This is a genomic window from uncultured Caulobacter sp. (assembly GCF_937900395.1).
Lineage (GTDB): Bacteria > Pseudomonadota > Alphaproteobacteria > Caulobacterales > Caulobacteraceae > Caulobacter.
Genome location: NZ_CALCDX010000199.1, coordinates 1 through 26,256 on the forward strand (window position 1 = coordinate 1; position 26,256 = coordinate 26,256).

General features: G+C 67.4%; 24 protein-coding genes and 2 pseudogenes. 9 read left to right on the plus strand and 17 right to left on the minus strand.

Going from position 1 to position 26,256, the window contains the following annotated elements; translation table 11 throughout:
• Positions 1 to 296: 296 nt before the first annotated feature.
• From hisS to Q0379_RS24270, 4 genes are all read right to left on the minus strand, one after another.
• Entirely contained in the window at positions 297 to 1,700 is a 1,404-nt protein-coding gene (gene hisS, locus Q0379_RS17565; protein WP_299014495.1) for a histidine--tRNA ligase, read from the minus strand.
• Positions 1,701 to 1,935: 235 nt separating this feature from the next.
• Complete coding sequence (locus tag Q0379_RS17570; protein WP_299014498.1) at positions 1,936 to 2,367, minus strand: hypothetical protein; 432 nt, start codon at positions 2,365 to 2,367, stop codon at positions 1,936 to 1,938.
• On the minus strand, positions 2,364 to 2,906 hold the full coding sequence (locus Q0379_RS24265; RefSeq protein WP_366519331.1) for a type II toxin-antitoxin system HicB family antitoxin: 543 nt from the start codon (positions 2,904 to 2,906) through the stop codon (positions 2,364 to 2,366). Before Q0379_RS24265 ends, Q0379_RS17570 begins: the two co-directional genes overlap by 4 nt.
• Positions 2,872 to 3,156, minus strand: a complete 285-nt coding sequence (locus tag Q0379_RS24270) for a type II toxin-antitoxin system HicA family toxin (RefSeq protein ID WP_366519332.1) — start codon at positions 3,154 to 3,156, stop codon at positions 2,872 to 2,874. The genes Q0379_RS24265 and Q0379_RS24270 overlap by 35 nt, the downstream gene beginning before the upstream one ends.
• 91 nt (positions 3,157 to 3,247) lie before the next feature.
• Here Q0379_RS24270 and Q0379_RS17575 point away from each other — a divergent pair, with 91 nt between their 5' ends.
• A complete protein-coding gene (locus tag Q0379_RS17575; RefSeq protein ID WP_299014592.1) occupies positions 3,248 to 3,355 on the plus strand; it encodes a hypothetical protein in 108 nt (35 codons plus the stop codon).
• A gap of 131 nt (positions 3,356 to 3,486) precedes the next feature.
• Positions 3,487 to 3,572, plus strand: a pseudogene (locus Q0379_RS17580) (hypothetical protein); the annotation flags it as partial.
• Between the two features lie 49 nt (positions 3,573 to 3,621).
• Here the strand turns inward: Q0379_RS17580 and Q0379_RS17585 are convergent.
• Together Q0379_RS17585 and Q0379_RS17590 are read right to left on the minus strand one after the other, a co-directional pair.
• A complete protein-coding gene (locus Q0379_RS17585) occupies positions 3,622 to 4,017 on the minus strand; it encodes a hypothetical protein (RefSeq protein WP_299014501.1) in 396 nt (131 codons plus the stop codon).
• A gap of 80 nt (positions 4,018 to 4,097) precedes the next feature.
• Complete coding sequence (locus tag Q0379_RS17590; protein WP_299014504.1) at positions 4,098 to 4,463, minus strand: DoxX family protein; 366 nt, start codon at positions 4,461 to 4,463, stop codon at positions 4,098 to 4,100.
• 198 nt (positions 4,464 to 4,661) lie between these two features.
• Here Q0379_RS17590 and Q0379_RS17595 point away from each other — a divergent pair.
• From Q0379_RS17595 to Q0379_RS17605, 3 genes and pseudogenes are all read left to right on the plus strand, one after another.
• Positions 4,662 to 4,742: pseudogene (locus Q0379_RS17595) on the plus strand (hypothetical protein); the annotation flags it as partial.
• Between the two features lie 548 nt (positions 4,743 to 5,290).
• On the plus strand, positions 5,291 to 5,506 hold the full coding sequence (locus Q0379_RS17600) for a hypothetical protein (protein WP_299014506.1): 216 nt from the start codon (positions 5,291 to 5,293) through the stop codon (positions 5,504 to 5,506).
• A gap of 184 nt (positions 5,507 to 5,690) precedes the next feature.
• On the plus strand, positions 5,691 to 7,802 hold the full coding sequence (locus Q0379_RS17605) for a TonB-dependent receptor (RefSeq protein ID WP_299014508.1): 2,112 nt from the start codon (positions 5,691 to 5,693) through the stop codon (positions 7,800 to 7,802).
• Positions 7,803 to 7,944: 142 nt separating this feature from the next.
• Here Q0379_RS17605 and pgi read toward each other — a convergent pair whose 3' ends face one another.
• Complete coding sequence (gene pgi, locus Q0379_RS17610) at positions 7,945 to 9,564, minus strand: glucose-6-phosphate isomerase (RefSeq protein ID WP_299014510.1); 1,620 nt, start codon at positions 9,562 to 9,564, stop codon at positions 7,945 to 7,947.
• A 126-nt stretch (positions 9,565 to 9,690) separates the two neighbouring features.
• A complete protein-coding gene (locus Q0379_RS17615) occupies positions 9,691 to 10,296 on the minus strand; it encodes a thioredoxin family protein (protein WP_299014511.1) in 606 nt (201 codons plus the stop codon).
• 173 nt (positions 10,297 to 10,469) lie between these two features.
• Here Q0379_RS17615 and Q0379_RS17620 point away from each other — a divergent pair, with 173 nt between their 5' ends.
• Entirely contained in the window at positions 10,470 to 11,201 is a 732-nt protein-coding gene (locus tag Q0379_RS17620) for a DUF1353 domain-containing protein (RefSeq protein WP_299014513.1), read from the plus strand.
• On the opposite strand, the gene Q0379_RS17625 is transcribed toward Q0379_RS17620, so the two are convergent.
• A complete protein-coding gene (locus Q0379_RS17625; protein WP_299014516.1) occupies positions 11,202 to 13,358 on the minus strand; it encodes a thioredoxin family protein in 2,157 nt (718 codons plus the stop codon). It abuts the gene before it with no gap.
• 114 nt (positions 13,359 to 13,472) lie between these two features.
• Between Q0379_RS17625 and Q0379_RS17630 the strand changes: the two genes are divergently transcribed.
• Positions 13,473 to 13,865, plus strand: coding sequence for an acyl dehydratase (locus Q0379_RS17630; RefSeq protein ID WP_299014519.1), 393 nt, complete (start codon positions 13,473 to 13,475; stop codon positions 13,863 to 13,865).
• Between the two features lie 62 nt (positions 13,866 to 13,927).
• Here the strand turns inward: Q0379_RS17630 and Q0379_RS17635 are convergent, their stop codons facing one another.
• Both Q0379_RS17635 and Q0379_RS17640 read right to left on the minus strand, forming a co-directional pair.
• Positions 13,928 to 14,716 (minus strand): SapC family protein, encoded by a 789-nt coding sequence (locus tag Q0379_RS17635; protein WP_299014522.1) that lies wholly within the window; start codon positions 14,714 to 14,716, stop codon positions 13,928 to 13,930.
• Between the two features lie 198 nt (positions 14,717 to 14,914).
• A complete protein-coding gene (locus Q0379_RS17640; RefSeq protein WP_299014525.1) occupies positions 14,915 to 16,945 on the minus strand; it encodes a TonB-dependent receptor in 2,031 nt (676 codons plus the stop codon).
• A gap of 158 nt (positions 16,946 to 17,103) precedes the next feature.
• On the opposite strand from Q0379_RS17640, the gene Q0379_RS17645 reads away from it, so the two are divergent.
• The gene (locus Q0379_RS17645; protein ID WP_299014528.1) at positions 17,104 to 17,895 is read left to right on the plus strand and encodes a phosphatase PAP2 family protein; all 792 of its coding nucleotides are present in this window, start codon (positions 17,104 to 17,106) and stop codon (positions 17,893 to 17,895) included.
• Here Q0379_RS17645 and Q0379_RS17650 read toward each other — a convergent pair.
• From Q0379_RS17650 to Q0379_RS17665, 4 genes are all read right to left on the minus strand, one after another.
• Positions 17,892 to 18,419, minus strand: coding sequence for a GNAT family N-acetyltransferase (locus Q0379_RS17650; protein ID WP_299014532.1), 528 nt, complete (start codon positions 18,417 to 18,419; stop codon positions 17,892 to 17,894). The two genes, Q0379_RS17645 and Q0379_RS17650, sit on opposite strands and share 4 nt — an antisense overlap.
• Positions 18,416 to 19,294, minus strand: coding sequence for an N-carbamoylputrescine amidase (gene aguB / locus Q0379_RS17655; protein ID WP_299014535.1), 879 nt, complete (start codon positions 19,292 to 19,294; stop codon positions 18,416 to 18,418). The genes Q0379_RS17650 and aguB overlap by 4 nt, the downstream gene beginning before the upstream one ends.
• Positions 19,294 to 20,295 carry an agmatine deiminase family protein gene (locus Q0379_RS17660; RefSeq protein WP_299014539.1) on the minus strand — a complete coding sequence of 334 codons (1,002 nt, stop codon included), beginning with the start codon at positions 20,293 to 20,295 and terminating at the stop codon, positions 19,294 to 19,296. Before Q0379_RS17660 ends, aguB begins: the two co-directional genes overlap by 1 nt.
• Before the next feature lie 158 nt (positions 20,296 to 20,453).
• On the minus strand, positions 20,454 to 22,955 hold the full coding sequence (locus Q0379_RS17665; protein ID WP_299014542.1) for a TonB-dependent receptor: 2,502 nt from the start codon (positions 22,953 to 22,955) through the stop codon (positions 20,454 to 20,456).
• 188 nt (positions 22,956 to 23,143) lie between these two features.
• Here Q0379_RS17665 and Q0379_RS17670 point away from each other — a divergent pair, with 188 nt between their 5' ends.
• On the plus strand, positions 23,144 to 24,712 hold the full coding sequence (locus tag Q0379_RS17670) for a glycosyltransferase family 39 protein (RefSeq protein ID WP_299014545.1): 1,569 nt from the start codon (positions 23,144 to 23,146) through the stop codon (positions 24,710 to 24,712).
• Positions 24,713 to 24,783: 71 nt separating this feature from the next.
• Here the strand turns inward: Q0379_RS17670 and Q0379_RS17675 are convergent, their stop codons facing one another.
• Both Q0379_RS17675 and Q0379_RS17680 read right to left on the minus strand, forming a co-directional pair.
• On the minus strand, positions 24,784 to 25,425 hold the full coding sequence (locus tag Q0379_RS17675; RefSeq protein ID WP_299014548.1) for a 3-oxoacid CoA-transferase subunit B: 642 nt from the start codon (positions 25,423 to 25,425) through the stop codon (positions 24,784 to 24,786).
• Positions 25,425 to 26,150: a CoA transferase subunit A gene (locus Q0379_RS17680; RefSeq protein ID WP_299014550.1), complete on the minus strand. Its 726-nt coding sequence runs from the start codon at positions 26,148 to 26,150 to the stop codon at positions 25,425 to 25,427. Before Q0379_RS17680 ends, Q0379_RS17675 begins: the two co-directional genes overlap by 1 nt.
• Between the last annotated feature and the right edge of the window lie 106 nt (positions 26,151 to 26,256).

The following is a 26,256-nucleotide window of genomic DNA, read 5'->3' on the forward strand; positions in this document are numbered from 1 at the left end:
CGCCGTAGCGCAGCGTGCGCGTGCCGAAGCCCTCGCTCACCTCGGCGTACAGCGTGCCCCCACGGCCGATCACGATGCCCTTGAGCACACCGCGTGAGGGCTCGTCGATGGCCACCTTGGCGTCCAGGAGGTCGTCTCGGGCACGCTCGGCACGCTCGACTGGCGGCAGGAGCGGCCGAGCGAACTCGTCTGGCGGCCGCACGACGGGCCGATGCAGATCCTCACGCGCGGCTCGCCCTGGCTGTGCGAATCGGCGCAGCGCGCGAGCCGCCTTCCGAGCGGCCATCCCGAAGGCTTCATCGAGGCCTTTGGCAAGGACATTCCGATCTACGCCCATGCCGGGACGCGCAAGGTGATCGAGGGCGCCATCTCCGAGGGCTTTCTGGAAGAGCTGCCGCAATCGGCCTCCGAGCAGATCCTGCAGAACATGGCCCTTGGGAAGGACTGGAGCGAGGGTGTGGATTCGGCCGTGGTGCTGGGCGTGCTGTCCGGCATGGCGATGGGCGGCGGCGCATCGCTCTACAACGGCATGACGCGCCCTGAACCGCAGGGCAGCGGGCTTCCGCCGCCCACTGGCACCGAGCCGCCCGCAGCGCCGCCGCCAGGCGCGACACGCCGAACGAGAAGCCCGTCGCCGGAGTCACATTGCCGGTGAACCGCGCCACCAGGTCGTCATAGCGCCCGCCGCCGCCGATCGAACCGAAGGTGACCTTGTTCCCCTTCTCGTCGGTGGTGCTGAGCAGCAGCTCGGCCTCGAACACCGCGCCGGTGTAGTATTCCAGACCCCGGACGATCGACGGGTCGATGAAGGCCTGGTCGTCGGCGATGCCGAGGCTGGTCAGGGCCGCGTCGATCCGCGACAGCTCCAGGAGGCCCTCGTCGCCCTCGGCCGAGCCGCCGATCACCTTGGCGATGTTGTCCAGCGTCGCCGCGCGGCCGCCAGAGGAGCCGGCCTGGACGAAGTCCAGCACCTGATCGATGGCCTGCCCTTTGAGGCCCGCGCCCTTGGTGAAGTCGCCGCTCTCGTCCAGGCGCCCTTCGCCCAGCAGCAGGCGGACGCCGTCGACGCCCAGGCGGTCCAGCTTGTCGACCGCGCGCAGCACCGCCAGCTTCTGGCCGGCGCTGTCGGCGCCCGCGGCGGTCAAGAGGCCGTTCAGCAGCTTGCGATTGTTGATCTTCAGCACCGCCGCCCCGCGCGGCAGGCCCGCCGCCTCCAGCCCCTCGACGGCCATGGCGATGATCTCGGCGTCGGCCTCCGGACGGGCCGAGCCCACCGTGTCGGCGTCGCACTGGATGAACTGGCGGAAGCGCCCCGGCCCCGGCTTCTCGTTGCGCCACACCGGCCCGAAGGCGTAGCGGCGGAACGGCTTGGGCAGAGTCTCCCAGTGCTGGGCGGCGAAGCGGGCCAGCGGCGCGGTCAGGTCGTAGCGCAGCGCCATCCACTGGTCGTCGTCGTCCTGCAGCGCGAAGACGCCCTCGTTGGGCCGGTCGCTGTCGGGCAGGAACTTGCCCAGGGCGTCGGCGTATTCGAACGCCCCGGTGTCCAGCGCCTCGAAGCCGTAGCGCTCATAGACCGCCGACACCGCCTCCAGGATCGCCCGCTCGGCCCGCAGGTCGCGCGCGCGCTTGTCGGCGAAGCCGCGCGGGCTGCGCGCCTCGGGGCGGAAGTCTTGCGAGGTGTTGTCGGAGGCGGTGGTCATCGTCGGTCCTAAGGTCTTCTAGGCTTCGACGGATGGCGCTTGAGCCAAGCCCCATCCGCTAGGCGGGGCTCAGGCTGGGGGCTTGCTTTAGAGCAAGCGGACCCGGCCGATCCCGCGAGGCGAGGTCGGATGGTGGTGGTGGCCGTGATGGTGCGGCGTGCGGGTCATTGCGGGGGCGGTGTAGCGGATTGGGGCGTGTGGGGGAAGGGGGGGGGAGCATGGTTACCCCTCCGTGCTATTCAGCTCCGACATCAGCGACATCTTCATTCTCGCTATCCTCATCATCTTCTTGCTGCGTGAAGCGCCAGGACTGCACGACCTCAGCACGATCATCTTGGATAGCGATCAATTCGATGGTGGTAACTCCTTCAATTTTCAGCTTGAAGGGGCCTATTGGGGCCAGCGCACCAGTTCCAGCCTGATCTACAACCAGCATCCCCTTCGACTTCGCAAGGGTATCACCCTCACTATTTTTTATCTTGAACTCAAAACTCTCTCTCCCCGCCCCAGAAACATTGAAAATGGGGATAGCCCAGAAAGATATCTTACAAGGAAACTTTTTTAATCTGAACTCAGGACTATACAGACCGATAAGCATCGGCCTGCCATCGCCTTCGAAGCGGACGTCTTCACATGCGATGGCTGTGACAATTTCTACCGTTTTCATTGGCGCGTAGACCAAAACGCAGGTACAGGCGCCCCGATTGGAGCCTTAGGCGTTTTCCCGTACCGCACAGATGGGATAAAACCATCATCTCTAAGGGAGCGAGGAGCGGCCAACTGCTCAACGTGCTGCCCCAAGGTCTCAGTTACACTTCTCAGCTGAGCCACGACTGTAGGCTCTTGATCTATATCAGCGTCACGACGTAGACCAGCCTCAATGAGCTCAACCAAAAGCGCATTCAAGCTTTTGCCGTGCTTTGCCGCGCACACCGAGGCACGGCGATGAGCATCTGAAGAGAGCCGCAGCGACAGCGTGCCAGAATATGGCTTCTCAGGACTTACACCAAGCTCAGCGCACCAGGCCTTATAGTCTTCAACCGTCGAGACAAATTCGCGCTGAAGATTGGCTACGTCCGAGGCACTGAAGGTTAGGACGGCACGAGTATTAATTACCTCCCCGTGCATTTCTCCCACCTCAACGTCGATCTCTACTGTAGCGACGTAGCCTTCATATGTCAGCGTTGTCGTCATTGCATCCTGCATCAGTCAAAAAGCGCCGAACCGACTTCAGAGCGCCCTTGCTACATTCCTTCTCTGGATGAGGGCGATGAAATACAGCCATCTGCTCTCCAAGCCGCACTCGCACACGCGAGCCCGCCCCCTCACTTATGTCAGCATCGAGCGCGACAAAAAGTGCCTCTATGTCCTCCCAACGGATATTTGCTCGGACTGGCTCGGCAAAAATCGCGTCGTAGGTCTTCGCATGTCGCCCCTTGTGGGGTCGTGATACCATTATATGGCGCCAGCAGGTTAAAAAAGCCACCTCCACCTTTAGGCGAAAATCACCAGCCGCGCTACTCGGCCTTCCCGCGCGCCCTGGCAGCCTGCTTCCCCCTTACATCTCACGGCGAGACGATCGCTGGGCGGGCCGGGTTGCTCAAGGACGGCGCGGAGCGCCGCCGCGGCGCGGCCGGCCAGAGGCCGGTCCTTGACCAACCCGGCCCGCCCAGCACGCTGCAGCCTCCAAGAGATGTAAGGCTTGGCCCGACCTCAAGGCGGTCGGACTTTTCACTGACCCTTCCAATCATAAACACCGTAATCCCGCGCTTCATGCGCGGGACCCATGGTTCAGCTTTCACGTGAGAGCGCGGGCGCCCGTGCGGCGGACAAATGGGTCCCGCGCATGAAGCGCGGGATGACGGCGGGCTTGGCGGGTGTGAAGGCCCCTCCGCCGCCGCGCGGCCGCACGGCCTTCTCCTCACCCGGCTTCCGCCGCGCGGGGCGAAGGCGGCCCCGGCGGGGTGCGGACGTAGGCCAGGACGAACAGCGCCGCCAGCACCAGGTCGATCGTTCCGCACACCACCACCGGCGCGGCGACGCGGCCCTGCAGCCACAGCGCCCAGACCGGGACGCCGAAGGCCAGCTTCTCCAGCACCCCGGCCAGCATGGCCGGGCGCAGGCGGATCGGGTCCTGGGCGATGATCAGGAGCAGCACCTGGGCGGCCAGGGCCGTGCCGATGAAGCCGTAGTAGTTCTCCGCGTGCGGAAGAACCCCGGCCGGGCCGGCGACCTGTCGCTCCAGAAAGTACATCGGCGCCAGCAGCAGGATCCCGTAGATCCCGGCCAGGCGGAATATCCAGCGGGCCAGCCGCATCGTCGCCCCCTCCCCTCGGTCTTGTCCTTGACCCAAGGTTAGGCGCCGAACACCGCGAGGCTCAAGGGATGGCGGCGCGCCTACTTCCCCAGCCGCACCGGAAACAGCGCCCGCAGGGCCGGGTCGCGCAGCCACAGGCCGCCCCACAGGAAGAGGCCCAGATAGACGCTGAACAGCACGTGGCTGAACAGCGGGCTTTCGGCGCGGATCTGGGTGGCCATGGCGCCGCCCAGCAGGCGCGTGCGCGGGATCAGGTAGAGCGTAAGGCACGTCGCCTCGATGATCCCGATCATCAGGGTGTGGCGCGGGTCCCAGCCCAGCTTTTCCAGGGTCTGGGTCGCCGCCGGGTGATGCAGCAGCTTCGGCGCGACCGAGGCGCCGGCGATGAACAGGGCGAACGCCCCCGACAGCATCCACCCGGCCCAGGTCGTGATCTTCTCGCGCATGTATGAGGTCCCTCCGTTTGGAGCGAGGACGGATGACGGGGCCGCGGGCCGACAGGGGGGCGCAAGAAAGTTCAAAGCCCTCTCCTCCCCCATCGGGGGAGGGGGACCCGCGAACGCGGGTGGAGGGGGCCCTGTGCGGCGGGGTTACATCCTGTGGGTGGGAGACGCGTTTCTCATCGGCGGGGGCGTCGCGCGCTCGGCTGGCCCCTCCACCGCCGTTCGGCGGTCCCCCTCCCCCAGAGGGGGAGGAGAGGGAATTCAGCCGCCCAGATACCCTGAACGCAGCCGCGTATCCGGAATCGAATCCAAACAAATCAACGACTTCTCATTTTTACACGCCAATCTTTCCTCCCCCTCCAAACCGGCGCCCATACTTGTCCTCGCCCCGTCGCGGGGGAGGCCGTCCAGCTGGCGACCGAACGGGCGGCGGGGGTGGTCGAGCGGGATGCGGTCCGGCTCGGCGTCGCGGGGCCCGGCGGGTCGTGCGGAAGGGCGACAGCTCCTCAGGGGCGGCTCCTTCTCGCGGTCGGGCCGGGGGCCATGCTCGCGACGCTCGGGACGATCGCGCCAGGCGCGGGCTGAAATCGCCCGCGCGGTCCGGGAGGGTCGCTTTCCCTCCCGCCCGCCGGAGGCCTCTTTTCGGAAGCGGGTTAAAACCCCGCGCGCCGAGGGCTTTCGTCCAAACGATCGCGCGGAGCATCCGGGTCTCGTCGAAACGGTAACTCCTACATCCTTCCGGGCGCGCCCCGGAGCTCCGCCGCCTCCCCAGCCCGCCGGCTTTTCCGGCGGAAGACCGTCGCCGCATGTCCAGGAGAGAGGAACCTTCGATGTCCAAGCACAGACCCCCGGCCTCGCCGGCTTCACCCCAGATCGGCGCCATCAGCGCCGACAGCTCTATCGAGGCGATCCGCGCCGAGCGGTCCCGGGTCTTCGACGAGCTGATGCGGCGGCAGGAATACAAGCTGCTCCAGGCCGTGAAGGCGCGACTGGAGAGCCTGCCGCCCGTCCCCGAGCCGCATGCGCCGCCGGCCAACGAGAGCTGATCCCGGCGGCGTCTATACACGAATCCTTAAGACTTTCGGCCGGCGCGGCGAGGCTTATCCGCAGAGCCGCCCGGTATAAACATGACAGCCAAGTAATCTTTCAGAGAAGTAATCCACCTTTCACGCTTGTAACTTGAGGTGAATGGGACCGGCGGCCACAGCTTTCCTCGTGAGGGGAAAGTACATGACCAAGACCGCGCTTCTGGCGACCGCCGCCACCGTGTTGCTCGCCGTCGGCGCGTCGGCCCAAGCCGCCGAAACGCCCCTGACAAGCGAGACGCCCAAGCCCGCCGACCAGGCGGCCGCCGTGGCGCCGGTCCCCACGGGGCCGACCTCCCAGGCGCCGATGGACGACCAGGCCCAGAAGGGCGTCTTGGTCTTCACGCCGGACTTCTTCGCCGCCAATCGTCCGAACACGGCGCAAGACATGGTCAACCGCGTGCCGGGCTTCACGATCCAGGACGGGGCGGGCACGCGCGGTTTCGAAGGGGCGGTCGGCAATGTGCTGATCAACGGCAACCGGCCGGCCTCGAAGAACGACACCGCTTCCAACGCCCTGTCGCGCACGCCGGCCAACCGGGTCGAGCGCATCGAGCTGATCCGCGGCGGCGCGCCGGGCGTCGACATGCAGGGCTATTCGGTCGTCGTGAACGTGGTGCTGAAGAAGGGCGTCAGCCATCAGCAGATCGCCACCTGGAACGGCGTGTTCTTCGACGGCGGCCACGACGTCTATGGCGGCAGCTACCAGTTCACCGCCACCAACGGCGACACCAGCTGGGGCGTGCTGCTCAGCGACGGCACCTCGACCAGCGACTCCAACGGCGCGGGCCGCAGCGTGCGTCACGACGGCGCCGGGCGGCTGACCCGCGACGAGGCCTATCTGGACGATGGCTACGGCGGCGGACGCTCGATCCGCGGCAACTGGTCGGGCCCGCTCCTGGGCGGCAAGCTGGAGGCCACGACGCGCTTTGGCCGCAACGACTGGCACGAATGGACCGACCTGACCTCGCCGACGACCTTCCGCCGCAGCGCCTATGACGAGGAGAGCCACTCGGGCGAGCTGGGCCTGACCTACACCCGGACGCTGGCGCCGAAATGGAGCCTGGAGACCCGGCTGATCCACTCGTTCGAGGACTTCGACGACGTCTCGACCAGCGACGACCGGCTGAACGGGACGGCCTCGCCCCAGCAGCGGTTCGTGGCCGACGGCGACGACTCGGAATCGATCATCCGGGGGCTGCTGCGCCACGATTTCTCGGCGGCCCTGACGCTCGAGGCGGGGGCCGAGGGCGCCTACAACATGCTGGACGTGACCCAGGCCTACAGCGTGGGCGGCGTCGGGGTGCCGCTGCCCAGCGCCTCGGTCAAGGTCGAGGAGCTGCGCGGCGAGGCCTTCTCCAAGGCGACCTGGCGGGTGAACCCGAAGCTGACCCTGGAGGGCGGCCTGCGGCTGGAAAAGTCGACGATCAAGCAGTCGGGCGACGCCGAGAACGAGAAGAGCTTCTTCTACGCCAAGCCCCGCTTCCTGCTGACCTGGACGCCGATGGCCGACAATCAGCTGCGCTTCCGTTTCGAGCGGGAGCTGGGCCAGCTGGACTTCGACGACTTCGCCGCCTCGTCGGATCTGGACGACGAGACCGTCTATGGCGGCAATGTCGACTTGAAGCCCGAGCAGCGCTGGATCTCGGAAGTGACCTATGAGCGGCGCTTCTGGGGCCAGGGCGTGGTGTCGATCGGCTATCGCCACGACGAGATCATCGGGGTGATCGACCGCCTGCCGCTGCCGGGCGGCCTGTCGGCGACGGGCAATATCGGTGACGGCACGCTGGACCGCCTGTCGCTGAACATCGTGGTCCCGACCGACAAGCTGGGAATCAAGGGCGGGCGCTTCACCTTCAAGAACGACTGGAACGAGACCCACGTGAAGGACCCGACGACCGGCCGCGACCGGCCGATCACCCAGGTCCGCCCGACCCAGGCCAATATCGGCTTCCAGCAGGACATCGTCTCGTGGAAGACCCAGTGGGGGATCAACTGGCTGCCGCTGCTGGGCCAGGGCACCTATGACGTCGACCAGACCAGCGTCTGGCGCGGCTCGCGCTACTACGAGGCCTTCGCCGAGTACAAGCCGACCCCGACCCTGGCGATCCGCGCTCAGCTGAACATCTGGGACGACTTCACGATCCGCCGGACGGTCTTCGCCAACCGCGGCCCCGACCGCGCGGTCGCCTTCGTCGAGGACCGCACGATCGACCCGCGCACCTTCTTCCAGGTGCGGGTGAGGAAGACGTTCTGATGAGGGGCCCTCTCCCCTGCGGGAGAGGGTGGCCGCCGAAGGCGGTCGGGTGAGGGGTCGTACGGGCTTTGTCGGAAAGGCCTTCCAACCCCTCATCCGTCATCCTTCGGATGACACCTTCTCCCGCAAGGGGAGAAGAAAGCTACTTTTTGAGACGGGCGATCAGGGCGCTCGTCGACGGGTCGTGCTGGCCGGCCACGCCGCTCTCCAGCTCGGGCAGGATGCGATTGGCCATCACCTTGCCCAGCTCGACGCCCCACTGGTCGAAGGAATTGATCCCCCAGATCACGCCCTCGACGAAGGTCTTGTGCTCATAGAGGGCGATCAGGGCGCCGAAGGTCTCGGGCGTCAGGCGGTCCAGGACCACCAGGGTCGAGGGCCGGTTGCCGGCGAAGGTCCGCTGCGGGGCCAGGGTGGCGATCTCGGCGTCGGACACGCCCTTGGCCTTCAGCTCGGCGGCGACGTCCTCGGTGGTCCGGCCGACCATGAAGGCCTCGGCTTGCGCGAGCAGGTTCGACAGCAGCTTCTCGTGCATGCCGGCCGGGCCTTCGTCGGACTTGGCGATCCCGATCAGCTCCATCGGCGTGATGTCGGTCCCCTGGTGCATGCACTGGAAATAGGCGTGCTGGACATTGGTGCCCTCGTCCCCGAACACCACGGTGGCCGTGCCGCGCTTGGCCGGCTTGCCGTCGGGGCCGACCGACTTGCCGTTGCTCTCCATCTCCAGCTGCTGCAGGAACGCGGCCAGGCGGCGCAGGCGGTGCGAATAGGGCACGACCGAGCGGGCGCGGCGGTCCAGACCATTGCGATTGAAGATCTGAGCCAGGGCGACCAGGACCGGCGCGTTTTTCTCGAGCGGCGCGGTGCGGAAGTGCTGGTCCATCGCCGCCCCGCCGCGCAGGAAGCCCTCGAAGGCGTCCCAGCCGGCGGCGACGGCCACCGACAGGCTGACCGACGACCACAGCGAATAGCGGCCGCCGACCCAGTCCCAAAAGCCGAACACCCGCTCGTCCGGCACGCCGAAGGCGGCGGTCTTGTCGAGCGCGGTCGAGATGGCGGCCAGGTGCTGGTTCGCCCCCTGCTCGCCCAGGGCCGCGACCAGCCAGGCCCGCGCCGCGCCGGCGTTGGCCATGGTCTCCTGGGTCGTGAAGGTCTTGGAGACCACCATGACCAGGGTCTCCTCCGGATCCATGTCGGCGGTCGTCAGGGCGAACTCGGCGCCGTCGACATTGGCCACGAAGCGCAGGTCGATGGACGGCTTCACCGGCCGCAGGGCGTCCCACAGCAGGCGCGGACCCAGATCGCTGCCGCCGATGCCGATGTGCAGGATCGCCTTGAACGGCTTGCCGGTGGCGCCCTTGATCGCGCCGGAGCGGACCGCCTGGGCGAAGGCCTTCATCCGCTGGCGGACGGCTTCGACCTCGGCCATGACCGGCTGGCCCAGCGCCTTGACGTCGGCGTCCGCCGGCGCGCGCAGCGCCGTGTGCAGCACGGCGCGGCCCTCGGACGAATTGATCGCCTCGCCGCCGAACATCCGGGCGCGGGCGCCTTCGACATCGGCGGCGTGGGCCAGATCCAGGGCCGCCTCGAGGCCCGCCTCGTCCCAGGCCTGCTTGGAGAGATCCAGGTGCAGGCCGGCGACGTCCAGGGTCAGCGCCTCGAGGCGTCCGGGCTCACCCTTGAAGAAGTCGACGATGCGCTGCTGCCCAGCGGCCTTGGCGGCGGTTTCCAGGCGAGTCCAGGCGGCGTCGAGATCGGCCATGGGGCGGCGTCCTTGCTAAGAGATCGGAGCTTTCGCTTCGGGCTTAGCAAACGGCCGCCGCCGCGTCATGGCGGACCAATGACGTTTTTTTGGAGCGCGGCCTTGGATGGGCCGCGCGCCAATCGTCTAGGCGTCCTTGTACTTCACCGAGCAGCCATAGGGCGTCGCGAAGGGCGTGGCGACCTTGCGCCCCGCCTTCACGTCCGCCAGAGCCGCGGCGACCAGATTCTTGGCTCCCGCCAGATCCTCGACCTTGCTGGTCGGCCGATCGTCGATGGCGCCCTCGTAGACGACCTGGCCCGTCTTATCGATGACGAACATGTGCGGCGTGGTCTTGGCCTTGTAGGCCGTCGCGACCTTGCCTTCCGGATCCAGCAACAGGGCCGTGGGCTTGGCGCCCTTTGCGGTCATCCAGGACTTCGCGGTCGCGCCGTCCGGGAAATGGCCCTGCTTGCCGGGCGCGGAGGACGCGACGGTCAGCCAGACCACGCCATCGGCGCGCGCGGCCTGCTGCAGCCCCTGCATGTTTCCCGAATAGTGCTTGCGGACATAGGGGCAGCCCTCGTTGGTCCATTCCAGAACCACGGTCTTGCCCCGGAACTCGGACAGCGAGCGCGTCTTTCCGTCGGCGTCGACGGCGGTGAAGTCCGGCGCGGGTCCGGCGTGGGCGACGGCGGGAACAAGAGCGGCCAGCGGCAGGCCGGCGGCGACGAGACGGCGGGTTATCGGCATGTCAGTCTCCCGTACTTCAAATCCTCCCCAAACCGACCCTGCCACGGATCGGCGTTATGCGAAACAGTCGCGAAATCGCCGCGGAGGCCGAAACTTCGCCATTCTTGCTTGCTCCCATGTCGACCCGCGCCCAGAAGAACACGCACCGTCTTTCACCACCGCCTCCCCCACGAATGTCCCGCCTGAAGACCTCCGCCGCGCTCGCCGGCGCCAGCCTGATCCTCGCCGCCTGCGCGACGCAGACGAACACCACCGTCTTCGTGCCGGTCGTCGCCCCGACGCCGCCCAGCTCGCTGACGCCGCAGCCGATCATGCTGTTCAACCAGACCAAGGACGGCCGCAAGCTGTTCACTCTGGACGCCGAGTTCCCCTACTGCGACGTCGAGACGGGCAAGGTCATCGTGGTGCCGCGCTGGTACGTCACCGACTTCGCCAGCGTGCCCTGGTACGGCCAGGCCTTCATCGACCCGCAAGGGCCGACGGCGCGTGCGGCGATCGTCCACGACTGGCTCTATACGATCGGCGAGCCGGGTAAGCGCGAAGAGGCCGACGCCATCTTCCTGCGCGCCATGCTGAAGTACGGCGTGCCGCCCTTCCAGGCCAACATCGCCTACAAGGCCGTGCGCCTCGGCGGCGAGAAGGGCTACGGCTTGCCGACCGACTGGCGGTTCGTGGATCCAAAGCGGCAGGACTTCACCCAGCCCGCGCCTTTCGCCAAGCCGCGCACGGGCATGGTCCGCTATCTGCCCAAGTGCCAAGGCTTCACCGCCCTGATCCAGACCGGCTGGCGCGCCTATCCGATCAAGACCGCCCCGATCACGGCGCCGCCGCCCATCGTGGTGACCAAGACCCCTCTGGACCAGATGAAGGCCAAGCTGCCCTTCGGCGGCGACAAGAAGAAGTAGCTAAGCTCCAGCTTTCTCGATCGCCTCGATGACCATGCCCTCGGTCAGCAACTGGGGCAGGATCACCGGCTCGCCGCCGTTCTTCGGATAGACGACGTAGAGCGGCACGCCCACGCGGCCGAAATCCGCCAAGGCCTTGGCGATGACCGGATCGCGGTTGGTCCAGTCCGCCTTCAGAAAGACGGCGTTCTGGGCCTTGAAGGCCTCGGCCACCTTGCCGCCGGACAGGGCGACCTTTTCGTTGACCTGGCAGGTCACGCACCAGGCGGCGGTGAAGTCGACCAGCACCGGACGGCCCTCGGCGCGCAGGGCCGCGACACGCTCGGGCGACCAGGCTTCGGCGACAAGGCCCGCCCCTGAGGAGGGCGCGGCGGCGTCCGCGGCGGTCGGAGCCTTGGCGGCCAGGGCCGCGGAGACCGACAGCGCCAGGGCCGCGCCCACGCAAAGGAGGCCGACGAGCATCTGGCCCAGGAACGCCCTACCCGCCGCTCGCCGGCCTTGGGAAAGGCCGTAGACCCACGCGCCGAAGGCGGCCAGCACGCCCGCGCCCAGCACCTGGCCCAGGGCGATCGGTCCGGCCTGCTGGGCGAACACCCAGGTCAGCCACAGGGCCGCGCCATACATCGGGAAGGCCAGGCCCTTCTTGAGGATCTCCATCCAGGCGCCGGGACGCGGCAGGCGGTGCAGGACCGCCGGAATGAAGGCGATGGCCACGAACGGCGCCGCGAAGCCCAGACCCAGGGCCGCGAACACGCCCAAGGCCACCACCGCCGGCTGGGTCAGGGCGTAGCCGAGCGCGCCCGCCATGAACGGCGCCGTGCAAGGCGCCGCGACCACCACCGCCAGGGCGCCGGTGAAGAACGCGCCGAGCGCGCCATCGCGAGAGGACGCCCCGGCGCCGACGCCTTGGATCGAGGTCCCGATTTCGAAGACGCCCGACATGTTCAGCGCGACCAGGAGCATCAGCAGGGCCAAGGCCGCGATCACCAGCGGCGACTGGAGCTGGAAGCCCCAGCCCACCGCCGCGCCGCCAGCCCGCACGGCCAGCAGCAGGCCCGCCAAGATCAGGAAGGTCGCCAGCACGCCCGCCAGGAAGGCCACGCCCTGCGCCCGCGCCTTGCTCTCGTGGTGGGCGTGGCCGGCCAAGCTGGCCGCCTTCATCGACAGCACGGGGAAGACACAGGGCATCAGGTTCAGGATCAGGCCGCCCAGGAAGGCCAGGGCCAGGGCGCCGATCACCCCCCCGGGAACGCTGGCGGTAGACGCCTGGGTCTCGGCGGGCGGCGGGCCGAGCCCGGCGGCCGCGGCGGGAAGCTCGCCCGAGCTCGCGGTCACCTCCCAGGCCGAACCATTGGCCAAGGCCAGAACGCCCGTGAGCTCGGCCGGCGCCGTCGCGTCGCCCGCGAAGTCGCGGCCGGGCTTCAACGTCAGGGTCAGTCCCTCGGGCCCGCGGTCGATCGTCTGATCGGCGGCGTGCTCGATCGCCTTGGACGAATAGGGAAAGAAGTAAGCGCCCGCCATGTCGGCGCCCTTCAGCGGGGCGCCGGTGACCGCGAGCTTCAAGGCCTGGCCGTCCAGCTTGAAGACCGACTTCAGGCCGGCGGGCTTGGGCGCCTTGGCCAGGACCTCGGCGATCTTGCCGCCCCACTTGGGATCCGCGCCCGCCGAACCGGCGACGACCGGCAGCAGCAAGGAAAGCTCGGCGTCCTCGGGCACGCAGACCTGCTCGCAGACGAGATAGGAAACCTTGGCGGTGAGGGAGACGGTGGTCCCGACCTGCGCGCCGACCGGCGCGCTGATCGGCACAGGGATCAGAACCTCGCCTTCATAGGCGTAGTCCAGCAGCGGGCCGAGCTTGGCCTTGATCGGCGTCGGCCAGACCATGTCGCCGGCGCTCCAACCTGCTGGCAGGGTCCAGGCAATCTTGGTCGGCTCGCCAGCGTCGCCAGGATTGCGCCAGTAGGTGTGCCAGTCCTTCTGAATCTTCTGGCGCAGGGCGACATAGATCGTGCCGCCCGGCGCGATGCCGCTCTCCTGCGGGACGAGCTCGGACTCGATGTGGCCGGAATTGACCACCGGTCCGGCGATCGCAGCGCCCGCCAGCAGGGTCGCCGCCACGAAGGCTTGCAGGGCGAGGACGGCTCTCTTGAGGAACATCGGCGACCGGACTTTGTGAAAACGACAACCCAGCACACATGGCCCGGCTTGACGCTCTCGACAATGGTCAAGACGCACCCGACAGTCGGCGAAGGAATCATCCCGGAGCCGCCCATGCCCGCCGCGTTCGACGATATCGAGATCGGTCAGGTCGTCTCGCTGGGGACACGGGCCGTCGACGCCAAGGCCCTCGAAGCGTTCGTCGCGGCGTTCACGCCCGGCTGGCCCGTGGAGAACGGCGCGCCCGACGCCATGATCTTCTCGATCTGGACGCGGCTGGACGCCGACGCCAGCGCCGGCTGGCCGCAGACCAAGCGCCTGGGCGTCGACGCCCTGCGCTGGATGCGCAATCCGCCCGTCGGCGAGCTGCTGCGCGGCCGCATGACGGTGATGGGCAAGGACCCGGTCGGCGAGGGCAAGGGCATCGTCATCGCCCAGCACGACCTGCTCGACGAGGCCGGTCGCCTGGTCTTCTCGTGCCTGACCCGCAGCATCTTCGCGCGGTAAAAAAGAAGGGCGGCGAAGCCGAAGCCCCGCCGCCCTCTTCGTCTTCAGCTGACGCCTGAACCCTAGTTCAGGTTCGCGGCTTCGGCCTGCTTCAGCACGGTCTTGTTGATCAGGCGATCCCAGCCCAGCAGCGACACCAGGTGCGCGTAGATCTGCGCCAGGGCGCCGTTCTGCTGCAGCTCCTTCAGCTTGTCGGCCGAGAGGTTGTTCAGCTTCTCTTCCGAGACGCCGAAGTACTCGGCGACGGTCACGGGCTCGCCGGCGACGGCGCCGGTTTCGTCCTGCGGCTGGAAGATGGCCTTCTTCAGCTCGAACAGATCCAGCTCCTTCAGCAGCTGGACGAACGAGTCCGTGCGGCGGCGCTCCAGCTCGAAGTCGTCGCAGAACTTGATGCAGTTCTGGGTGTATTCGGTCGGCTCGCCCTTGTCGTCGAACAGCGGGGTCTGGCCGTTCTCGGTCAGCAGGTCCGAGCCGCGATCGATGCAGACGATCAGGCGGTCTTGCGTATCGTCATTGGCCAGTACGAACGGGTAGCGACGGATGTAGGCTGGAATATAGACGTTCGGCTCGACCGAACCATCGGCGCCGATGAACAGGTTTTCCTGCTGGTTCAGGCCCATCACGGCCAGCGGCACCTTGTCCTCGCCGGCGAAGATCACCGGGAAGGTCAGGGCGGCCGGGGCGAATTCCGAAACCGTCAGCGGCACGGCGGTGCCGGCGGCGGCGAAGCCATACGGCTTGTCCTTATGCACCAGCGCCAGCTTGGCGTGCTGCTCGCGGTTCAGCGGCTCGGGCGAGTTGTAGAACAGGACGTTGCCGGTGATCTCGCCGGCGGACTGGGTCGTTGTCATGAAGAGCTCTACGACAAAATTGGAAACGGACGCTCGAACGCTTCGAAGACGACCGCAAAGGCTCGCGGTTCTAGCCGATCCCGCCGGATGCGGCAATCGGACCACCGTCGTAGGCGAGTCCGGGGCCCGGAGGAGGATCCGGGCCCCGGCGCTGGCGGGCTCTCTAGGGGCTGTTTGAGGTCCCGCCTCCGGCCGGCGCTAGAAGCGCCAGGCGAAGCCAGCGCGGACCGAACGCCCAGCCGCGGGCGCGAAGTCCTTCAGGAACGAGGCGTGCTCGCGGATGGTCTCGTTGGTCAGGTTGCGGCCATCGACGAACAGGCGCAGCGCCGGATCCTGGAATGGCTTGAAGGTGACCGTGGCGTTGACCTGGGTGTAGCCGTCGGTCGGCAGCTCGAAGGTCGACACGCGATCCTGGCTGGCGACGTGGCGGACCTCGGCCTGGGCCTCCAGCCGCGGGGCGCTCCAGACGACGCGACCGGTCAGAGCCCAGGGCGGCACGCGGGCCGGGATGCCCAGGTCGGTCGATCCGCGCACCCAGTCATAGACGCCTTCCAGCTTCAAGGCGTTCTCGCCGCCGCGCCAGGCGACGTAGGAGGTCTCGAGCTCAGCGCCATGGAACTTGGCGTCGGTCTGGAAGTATTGGAACACCGGCAGACCGTCCTCGACCTCGCCGGTCGGCTTCTCCTCGATGAAGCCGTCGTACTGAGCGCCCCACAGGTGACCTTCCACCCGCAGGCGATCACCGGTGTAGCGATAGGTCGCCTCCAGCGAGGTGACCTTTTCGGAATCGAGGGTGGCGTCGCCAACCTCATAGCCGCCGGTGCCCGGGTGCGGGCCGTCGGCGAACAGCTCGAACTCGGTCGGCGCGCGACCATTGTGCGACAAGGTCAGGGCCACGAAATGATGGTCGGCCGGCTTGTAGAACACCCCGAGCGAGGCCGAAACATTGTCGAACGAGCGCTTGGCGAAGTCGGTCTTCAGCTCGCGGCTGTCGAAGCGGAGACCCGCGTCGATCCCCCAGTCGCCCTTGTCCAGGCGCTGCAGGGTGAAGACGCCGTATTCCTTGATGTCGGTCGACGGCACGAAGGCCTCGTCGCCGATCGCCTCGAAGTGACGCTCCAGGGCCTGGAAGCCAACGGCGCCCTGCCAGCCGTCGCGCTCCTTCTGCACCAGCTCGAGACGCCCTTCGGTGCCATGGGACAGGAAGCGGGTGCCGACCTCGCCGCTATCCACCGAGACCTCGGCGTGCTCGTAGGTGGCGTGACCCGCCGACAAGCGGATCTTGGCGAACGGGCCAAGGTCGACGTCCTGCTCGCCGCGCAGGTCGTAGCGGGTTTGCTGCAGGTGGATCGAAACCGGACCTTCGGCCTCGGGGTCGATCGGCGCCAGGATCTGCAGATAGGGCACGCCGTAGGTCGTGTCGGTCCTCTTCACCGAGGCGCCGAAATAGCCGCTGTCGTGGACGTAAGAGACCCCCGCGCCGTAGGCGTCCACCTCGACGTCGGTGTTCTTGACGGTCTTGTCCGGATCAGGCGTCAGGCCATCGCGGGCCGCGAGACGCGGGGAAACCGGCGTGGTCGGCACATCGTAGTCGCTGCTCTTGCGGTGATCGGCGTCGATGGCGAAGACCAGCGGCCCCTTGCCGAACTTGGCCGAGCCGTTGATCGACTTGCCGTCATCGACCGACGACATCGAGCCGGCGACGCGCCCCTCGAAGCCGTTATGGGCGGGGCTGGACGGCACGCGGTCGTCGATGATGTTGACCACGCCGCCGATGCCCGAGCCGCCATAGGCCAGGGTCGAAGGGCCGCGCAGCACCTCGACGCGCTCGGCTTCGCCCAGATCCGACGCCACCGCGTGGTCGGGCGACAGCGACGAGGCGTCGACCTGGCCGACGCCGTTCTCCAGCACCATGACCCGGGGACCAGAGAGGCCGCGGATGATCGGGCGGCTGGCGCCGGGGCCATAGGCGGTCGAGCGCAGGCCCGGCTGGCCGTTCAGCATGTCGCCAAGGCCGGCGGGCGGCGCGACGTCCAGATGATCGCGGGTCACGATGTTGACGCTGCTGGTCACCGTATCGAGCGAGATCGCGTAGGGCGCGGCGGTGATCACCACCTTGGACACTTCAGTGTCTTGCGGGGCGGGCGCGGCCGGCGCCTCGGCGTGGGCGGAAGCAGCGGCGGTGAGCGCGATGAGGCTCGCGGCGGAAAGGACGGCGCGACGGAGCATGGAGAGTCCTGAACAGATACGACCAGGCCAAGGGAGCGGCTTGAAGCGCATGTGTTATGAAATAACATATCCGCCCGTCAATCCGCTTTTCGCATCGCAGCGCTTGACGGGCCGTTTCTCGCCCGCTCTGTGAGCGGATGACTTTCAGGACGCACGCCATGCCTCGTCTCGTGCTGATCGCCGCGACCGTTCTGCTCGCCAGCTGCGCGCGCTTCGACACGCCGACGCCGTCGGGAATGGTCGCGACGACTCCGCCCTCGGCGGGATGGACCAAGCCGCCGCCGGGCTATCTGAGCGGGAACGGCGGCATCGACGGGGCGACCATCATCGGCCCGCCCCCTGAGCCGAACTCGCCGCGCGGCAAGGCCGAGCGGGCGCAGTTCGACGAGACCCGCAAGCTGGCCAACACCTCGACCTGGAGCCAGGCCATCGCCGACGCCGACCTTTCCGGCAAGAACGGCCTCCGGAGTTTCTCCTGCGCGGCGGGCGTGACGCTGAGCGCGGAGGCGACGCCGACCCTGGCGTCCATGTTGCTGCGGATGACCGACGATGCGGCCAAGATCTACCAGCCGGCCAAGCGCGTCTATCAGCGTCCTCGCCCGCCGGTGGGCAACAAGGCGCCGATCTGCGTGCCGCGCGAGCCCTGGATCGACACGGACGGCTCCTACCCCTCCGGCCATGGCCTGATCGGCTGGGCGTGGGCCTCGGTGATCGCCGAGCTGGTCCCGGACAAGGCCAGCCCGATCCTGGCGCGGGGCAAGGCGTTCGGCGACAGCCGGATCATCTGCGGCGTCCATTTCCAGAGTGATGTGGAGGCCGGTCGCTATCTCGGCTCGGCCCTGGTCACCCGGCTGCATGACGACCCCGCCTTCCTGGCCGATCTGGCCAAGGCGCGAGCGGAAGTGGCGGCGTCGAAGGCGAACGGCCCGCCGGCGGGTTGCGGGGCCTAGGGCCGAGCGACGTAGACGACGTGCGGACGGAGGGGATGGTCGTCCGGCAGGCTGGGGTGGTCGAAGTCGCGTTGCGGATCATGGCTCATGCTGATCCGGCGCATGACGCTCTGTGACGCCAGGTTCGAGCGGGCGGTGAAGGCGATGATCTCGGGCAGCTTCACAGTTTCGAAGCCGTAGGTCAGCGCCGCCCTGGCGGCCTCGGTCGCATAGCCCCGCCCCCAGGCGTCGGGAAGGAAGCGCCAGCCGATCTCCACGACGTGGCCCAGGCCCACCTCTGGCGGCGTCCACCAGACGCCCGTCATGCCGACGACGCTGGCGTCGGCCCGCCGCTCGACGACCCAGAAGCCGAAGCCGTGCTCGGCCTGATGCGCCTGGACGCGATCGACGAAGGCGTCGCTCTCGGCGCGGTCGCGCACGCCGCCCAGCCACTCGCCCACCCGCGGATGAGCGTTCAGCGCGGCGATGGCGTCACGGTCGGCGTCGACCGCCGGACGCAGGGTCAGGCGGTCGGTGACAATCACGCCGGGCGGCCGCCCGACAGGGCCGAGTAGAACTCCGGCCGGCGGTCGCGGAAGAAGCCCCAGGCGGCGCGGTGCGTCGTCAGGAAGTCGAGATCGAAGGTCGCGCTGACCAGGCCCTCGTCCGAACGCCCCAGTTCCGAGACCAGGTCGCCGCGATGGTCCGCGATGAACGACGAGCCGTAGAAGGTCTGGCCGCCGTTCGGATAGCCGTCCCAGGGCTCGAAGCCGATGCGGTTGGCGCCGATCACCGGAATCACGTTCGAGACGGCGTGACCCTGCATGGCCCGCCGCCACGGCAGGGCGGTGTCCAGGCTAGGGTCATGCGGCTCGCTGCCGATCGCGGTCGGATAGAACAGGGCCTCGGCGCCCATCAGCGCCATGGCGCGGGCGGCCTCGGGGTACCACTGGTCCCAGCAGATGCCGACGCCGATTCGTCCGAACCGGGTGTCCCAGACCTTGAAGCCGGTGTCGCCGGGGCGGAAGTAGTACTTCTCCATATAGCCCGGGCCGTCGGGGATGTGGCTCTTGCGATAGACGCCCATCAGCGAGCCGTCGGCGTCGGCCATGACCAGGCTGTTGAAATAGTGCGGCCCCTCGCGCTCGAAGATCGAGATCGGCAGCACGACGCCCAGCTCGCCGGCCAGCGGCGCGATCGCCTTAACGACCGGGTGCTCGCGCCACGGATGGGCTTCGGCGAACCAGCGCTCCTCCTGGGCGACGCAGAAGTACGGCCCCTGGAACAGCTCGGACGGCAGGATGACCTGCGCGCCCTTGGACGCGGCCTCGCGGATGAAGGCTTCCGTCTTCTTGATGTTGGCCTGCAGATCCATGCCGTACGAGGTCTGGATCGCGGCGACGCTGAGCGTGCGGGCCATTATTGAGGCTCCTGCTGGCTGATGCAGTGGAACGAGCCGCCGCCGGTCAGGATGGCGGTGGACGGCAGGCCGATGACCTGGCGCTCGGGGAACAGTCCCTTGATCACCTCGACGGCGAAGGCGCCCGACTCCTCGGCGTAGATCGGCACGATGACCGCCTCGTTGGCGATCAGGAAGTTCATGTGCGAGGCCGGGATCGGCTCGCCGTCCTCGTCCAGGATCCGACCCGGCGAGGGGATGCGGGCGACCTGCAACGGCGAACCGCGGCTGTCGGTCATCCCGGCCAGCAGGCGGGCGGTCTCGGCATAGACCTCCGCGTTCGGATCATCGGCGCCGAAGGCCATGGGGCAGGCGACGACGCCGGGCGCCACGAAGCGGGCCAGGTTGTCGACGTGACCATCGGTGTGGTCGTTCAGCAGGCCGTCGCCCAGCCACAGCACCTTCTTGGCGCCCAGCGCGCCGGCCAGGGCGGCGGCGGCCGAGGCCTCGTCCCAGCCGGCGTTGCGGTTGACGTTCAGCAGGCACTGGCGCGTCGTCAGGATGGTGCCCAGGCCGTCATGGTCCAGGGCGCCGCCCTCCAGAATGAAACCGTTGCGGGCCAAAGGCGCGCCGGAAGCGGCGGCGATCTGCTCGGCGACGATGTCATCGCCTTCCAGGCTGTACTTGCCGCCCCAGCCGTTGAACTGGAAGCCGGCGGCGACGGCCTTGCCGTTGTCGTCGACGAAGATCGGCCCCGTGTCGCGCAGCCAGATGTCGCCGAACTGGCCGCGGACGATCTCGACGGTCGTGTCGGACAGCAAGGCGCGCGCGGCCGCTTCGGCCTCGTCGCCGACCACCATCAGGCGCACGCGCTCGCCGCCCGGACCGGCCAGGGCGCGCGCGAGGTCGGCGACCTCCTGCTGGGCTTGTTCCAGGTCTTCCTGCCACAGCTCGGCGTGGCTGGGGAAACCCACCCACATGGCGCGGTGCGGAGCCCACTCGGCGGGGACGATCACGGTCATTCGAAAACCCGAAGAAAGGGGGTGTGGAAACGAAGGGGGCGCAGATGGCCCCTCCGGGGCCTGGGGTCAAGCGGAGCCTAGTTAGCAAACCCTCGTGACAAAGAAAAAGGGCGGCCCGATCGGGCCGCCCTTCTGCCTGGTCTTGCCTGCTGGTCGGCTTAGAAGCCGGCGCGCAGGGTGATCGTGAAGGACCGCGGCGCGCCGATATTGGCGTAAGGGCTGCCGTAACCCGGGGCGCCCGGGGTCGCGCTCGTCTGCGTACCCAGGTTGCCGTAGTACTTCTTGTCGAACAGGTTGCTGACGTTCGCTTGGATGAACGAGTGCTCGAAGCCGAGGCTTTTCAGAGAGTACTTCGCGTCGAGGTCGGTCAGGACATAGCCGCCAACCTTCAGGTCGTTGACGTCGGTCACCCAGCGCGAGCTGACGTACTTGGTCTGAACGCCGAAGGTCAGGCCTTCCGTCGGTTCAAACTCCAGACGGTTCGAGAACGTCCAGTGCGGGGTTTCGGCCAGGGACTTGCCCTTCGTCGCGGCGAAGGTCGTGGCGCTGGTCGCGATGTTATCCTGCACTTCGCTGTCGTTGTACGAGACCGAGAAGTACGCCGCCAGATATTCGGTCGGGTTGAAGCCAGCCGAGGCGTCGACGCCCCACTGCTTCACCTTACCGACGTTGCGGTCGATGCTGATGCCCAGGTCCTGATCGTACGAGCTGACGATGCGGTTCTGGAAGTTGGTCGACCAAGCGCTCAGGTTGACCAGCCATTCAGCAGTCTGGAAGCGATAGCCGCCTTCGAACGTCTTGCTGGTCTCCGGCTGCACGGTCGAGTTACCGATCGAGCCGTCGGTGAGGCGCTTGACGGTGTACAGGTTGTCGGTGCGCGGCAGCGAAGTCGACTCGGCGTAGCTGCCGTAAACTTGGCTGTGATCGCCCAGACGATACATCGCGCCGACGTTCGGCAGAACGTCGTCGTACTTCAGGGTCTTGGAGTAGGGCGCGATATATTCGGTCGTGCCGGTCGCCGCGAACGTCACGTTGCCGTTGGGGAGCGTCTTGTTCGGGGTTTCGGTGGTGCAACGCACCGAGCTCGAGCCGTTCTGCGAGTAGCAGAACTGGTTCAGTTCGCGCTTGAAGAAGGGCGCGCGGACGCCGACGCTGACGTTCAGATTGTCGTCCATGAACTTGCCGCGATATTCGGCGCTGACCTGGTTGAGCGTGGCGATCGAGAAGCGGTCACGCGCGCGCATGAAGCTCTTGCCGTCCACCGTCATGATCTTCTCGCCGTGGCCGTCCTTGCCGCCGAACCACGAGGTGTAGCGCGGACCGTCCGAACCACCGAAGTCAATGGTGCTGTACTCGCCGGTCTGGCGGTGACGCCCGTAGTCCAGGGTGTAGCCGACGCGGAACGCGTTGTTGTCGTTCAGCTTCCAGATCAGCGACGTCAACACGCCGTAACGGCGGGTGTTGGTGTTGCTGGGCGTCATGACCCGGACGGTGTCGTTCAGATCGCCGTCCTTGTTCAGATCGACGCCGCCCGTCGTGGCCGCGCCGCGCAGCTGCGGGCTGGTTTCCGACAGCGTGCCATTCTGGGTGCCGCCGTTGGCCAGGGTGTACTGGAACGACGGGTCGAAGGTGAAGGTCAGACCGTGACCCAGCGTGAAGCGCGATTGGCCGCGCAGGTTGCCGGTATTCGACGGGTTGATCCGCAGGCCGTAGTAGCTGGAGTTGGTCGCGCCGTTGTCGACATCGACGTCGCCCGTGGCGGTTCCGGTGGCCGGGGTCGAGGTCGGCGCGATGTAGACCGTGGCGAAGTCGACATCCCAGCCGGCGGTGTCGACTTCGTTAGGGCGCGAGGCGGTCGCCGTCCGCAGGTTCGGGCCGTAGTAGGCGTTGTTGCGGTTGACATTGTAGTGGGCGGCCAGGCTGACGAAGTCGCCGTTGTCGCCGACCGGCTGGTAGATCTTGGCGTTGACCTGACGCTTGTAGATCTCGCCTTCGCCCTTGAACTTGTCGTACTTCTGGTACGAACCCTCGACCCACATGCGGGTGCCCCAGGGACCGAATTCGCCGGTCTCGGCGAAGGCGGCGAAGCGGCGATAGTTGTCGCTACCCACGCTAGCCTGGGCCCAGACGCTGGCTTCCTTCGAGGGGGTCAGGGTCGAGATGCCGATGGTGCCGCCGGTGCTGGCCGCGGTCGGGCTGTCGACGTCGGTCGAACCGGTGTTGACCGTGGCGCTGGCGATGATTTCCGAGTCGGGCAGCTGGTTGGTATAGGTGGCGTAATTGCCCGTGTCGTTCAGCGGCATGCCGTCGAAGGTCAGGGCGACACGGTTGCCGTCGAAGCCGTGCAGGCGGATGTTGCCGCCGCTGCTGCCGTAGGCGTCATTGTTGGTGAAGTTCAGGCCCGGAACCAGGACGCTCAGCGACTGGATCACGGTCTGGCCGGGGACCTGGGTGGCCAGGTATTCTTGCGACACCGTCGCGCGGCTCTTGGCGACGGTTTCGGCGTTCAGCATGCCGCCGACGGTCTTCGGACCGGTCGCGGCGGTGATGACGACGCTGTCGAGCTCGGTCGAAGCCGTGGACTGAGCAAAGGCCGCGCCGGCGGCGACGAGGCTGCCGACCAGGGCCGTGGTCGCCAGGGCGAAGTTTTTCATTTTCATGCGGAAGGATCCCCTCATTCTTCGAAGCGCCCAGGCTTGAAAGCACGGTCTCGCGTCGTTTGCGGCCGTTTACAGAAAGTTTTCGAAGGTTTGGTGACGGAAAGGCCACGCCCGCCCAGAAACTGTCACAAACCCCCGGAAACGCGGAAGAATTGGTCAGATTTTTTTTACTTGTTTAATCGGACGTCATGACAGCTCAACCCGACTCGGCCCCCGAAAACGCCGCATACCGCGCCTGGCGGCTGACCCTGCTGATGGTGGCGGGGCTGACGATTCTGCGCCTGGCGGCGCTGTTCGCCACGCCCCTGGAGCTCTATCCCGACGAGGCTCAATACTGGCTGTGGTCGCGCGAGCTGGCGTTCGGCTACTTCTCCAAGCCGCCGATGATCGCCTGGCTGATCTGGCTGACGACCAAGATCGGCGGCGACGCCGAGGCCTGGGTGCGGCTTTCGGCGCCGCTGCTGCATGGCGCGACCGCCCTGGTCGTCCACCGGATCGCCCGTCGCCTCTACGGCGGATGGTCTGGCCTCGCGGCGGCCGCGATCTACAGCCTGATGCCCGGCGTGGTGCTGTCCTCGGGCCTGGTCGCCACCGACGCGCCCCTGCTGTTCTTCCTGTCCCTGACGATCTGGGCCTATGTCGACCTGGCCGAGGCCTATGCGCCGCGTCGCTATTTCGTGGCGGCCGGCATGGGCGTCGCCTTGGGCTTGGCGTTTCTGTCGAAATACGCCGCCATCTACGCCCTGGGCAGCATCGTCTTGCACGCGCTGATCTCCCGCGAGGCGCGCCATCGCTGGTGCCCCGCGGCGATCGTCCTGTTCGCCTTCGCCTTCGTGCTGACCCTGGCGCCGAACTTCGCGTGGAACGCCAGTCACCACTTCTCGACGGTCAAGCACACCGCCTCGAACGCCAACTGGGGCGCGCATCTGTTCAATGTCCGTGAACTGAGCGAGTTCGTGCTCTCGCAGTTCGGCGTCTTCGGCCCGGTTCCGTTCGGCGTGCTGCTGGGCGGCGCGATCTGGCTGGGCGCGAAGAAGAAGATTCAGTCGCCGGACCTTCTGCTGCTGTGCTTCAGCGCGCCGCCCCTGATCATCGTCGCCGGCGAGGCCTTCGTCTCCCGCGCCAACGCCAACTGGGCCGGCGCGGCCTTCGTGGCGGGATCGGTGCTGGCCGCGGGCTGGCTCCTGCGCTGGAACGCCCGCCGCTGGCTGATCGGCGGCCTGGCGCTGCAGGGGCTGTTCGCGGCCTTCTTCGTGGTCTGCATGGTCAACCCGCGCGCGGCGGACGCCGTGGGGCTCGCCAACGGCTTCAAGCGCGTGCGCGGCTGGGACCAGACCGTCCAGGCGATCATCGATCGGACGCGCGAGGAGCAGGCCCTGCGCGGCGGGGTCAGCGCCGTCGCCATGGACGATCGCTTCCTCTACAACGCCGCCGCCTATTACGGCCGCGACTATTTCGGCCAGCCGGGCGCGCCGCCGCTGCGCATGTGGGTTCACGAGATCGCCCCGCAGAACCAGGCTGAGACCGAGGCGCCGCTTGACGCCGCCTCTGGCCGCCGCGCCCTGATCGTCAGCCTGGAGGGCGGCTATCGCCCCGAGATCGAACAGGACTTCAAGGCGACGTCGGCCTTGCAGATCTCGCGCGTGCGCCTCGACAAGAAGCGCTCGCGTCGGATCGACCTGTTCATCGCCGAAGGCTTCTCCCCCCTGCCCCGCGACCCCGTCACGGGCCTGCCGCCGGAGCCGAAGCGCCCCTGAGAGATAGAGGCCATGAAAAAGGGCGGCGATCGCAACGACCGCCGCCCCCTCCAGGCCTCTCAGAAGCCTAGCTAAATCGCGACTTCGAAAGCCGCCTCGGTCTTGGATTTGACCTCATCGACGCTCACGCCCGGCGCCAGTTCGATCAGCCGGACCGGCGTCTTGCCTCGGTTGATCTCGAAGACGCCCAGCTCAGTGATCAGCAGATCGACGACGCCGGCGCCGGTCAGCGGCAGGGTGCAACGCTTAAGCAGCTTGGGCGCGCCGGACTTCTCGCAATGGTCCATGACCACCACCACGCGCTTGACCCCGGCGACGAGGTCCATGGCCCCGCCCATGCCCTTGACCATCTTGCCGGGCACCATCCAGTTGGCGAGGTCGCCGTTCTCGGCCACCTGCATGCCGCCCAGGATCGACAGGGCGATGTGCCCGCCGCGGATCATGGCGAAGCTGTCGGCCGAGCTGAAGTAGGAGCTGCTGTCGAGCTCGGTGATCGTCTGCTTGCCGGCGTTGATCAGGTCGGCGTCTTCCTCGCCCTCATAGGGGAAGGGACCCATGCCCAGCATGCCGTTCTCGCTCTGCAGCGTCACGTGCATGCCTTCGGGGATGTAGTTGGCGACCAGGGTCGGGATGCCGATGCCGAGGTTCACGTAGAAGCCGTCCTGCAGCTCCTTGGCGGCGCGGGCCGCCATCTCGTCGCGGGTCCAGGCCATTACGCGGTCTCCTGAGTCTTTTGCTCGTGGGGGCGGGTGGTGACCCGCTCGATGCGCTTTTCGAACTTGGCGCCCTTGATGATGCGGTCGACATAGATGCCGGGGGTATGGATCGCGTCCTTGTCGAGGGCGCCGATCTCGACCAGCTCCTCGACCTCCACCACCGTGGCGCGGCCGGCCGTGGCCATCATCGGATTGAAGTTCCGCGCGGTCTTCCGGTAGATCAGATTACCCTCGGCGTCGCCCTTCCAGGCCTTGACGATCGAGAGGTCGGCGGTCAGGCCGCGCTCCATCACGTACATCTCGCCGTCGAACTCACGAACCTCCTTGCCCTCGGCCACCAGGGTGCCGTAGCCGGTGCGCGTGAAGAAGGCGGGAATGCCCGCGCCGCCCGCACGAATCCGTTCGGCCAGCGTGCCCTGCGGATTGAACTCCAGCTCCAGTTCGCCGGAGAGGTAGAGCTGTTCGAACAGCTTGTTCTCACCCACATAGGACGAGACCATCTTCTTGATTTGGCGATTTTCCAGCAGGATGCCCAGGCCGAAGCCGTCGACGCCGCAATTGTTGGAGACGACCGTGAGGTCCTTCACCCCCGCCTCGCGGATCGCCGCGATCAGGTTCTCCGGGATGCCGCAGAGGCCAAAGCCGCCGGCCATGATGGTCATGCCGTCCTTGAGCAGCCCGGCCAGGGCCTCGACGGCGTCTTTCTTCACCTTGTCGACCATGGTGTCTCCCTTGTCCCGACCTGCTAGTCGGGTGTTTGGCGAACCGTGTCGCCCGAGCCATGAAGAAATTCAACCCTTGATGAATTGTTTTTCCGGAAGGGCCGCC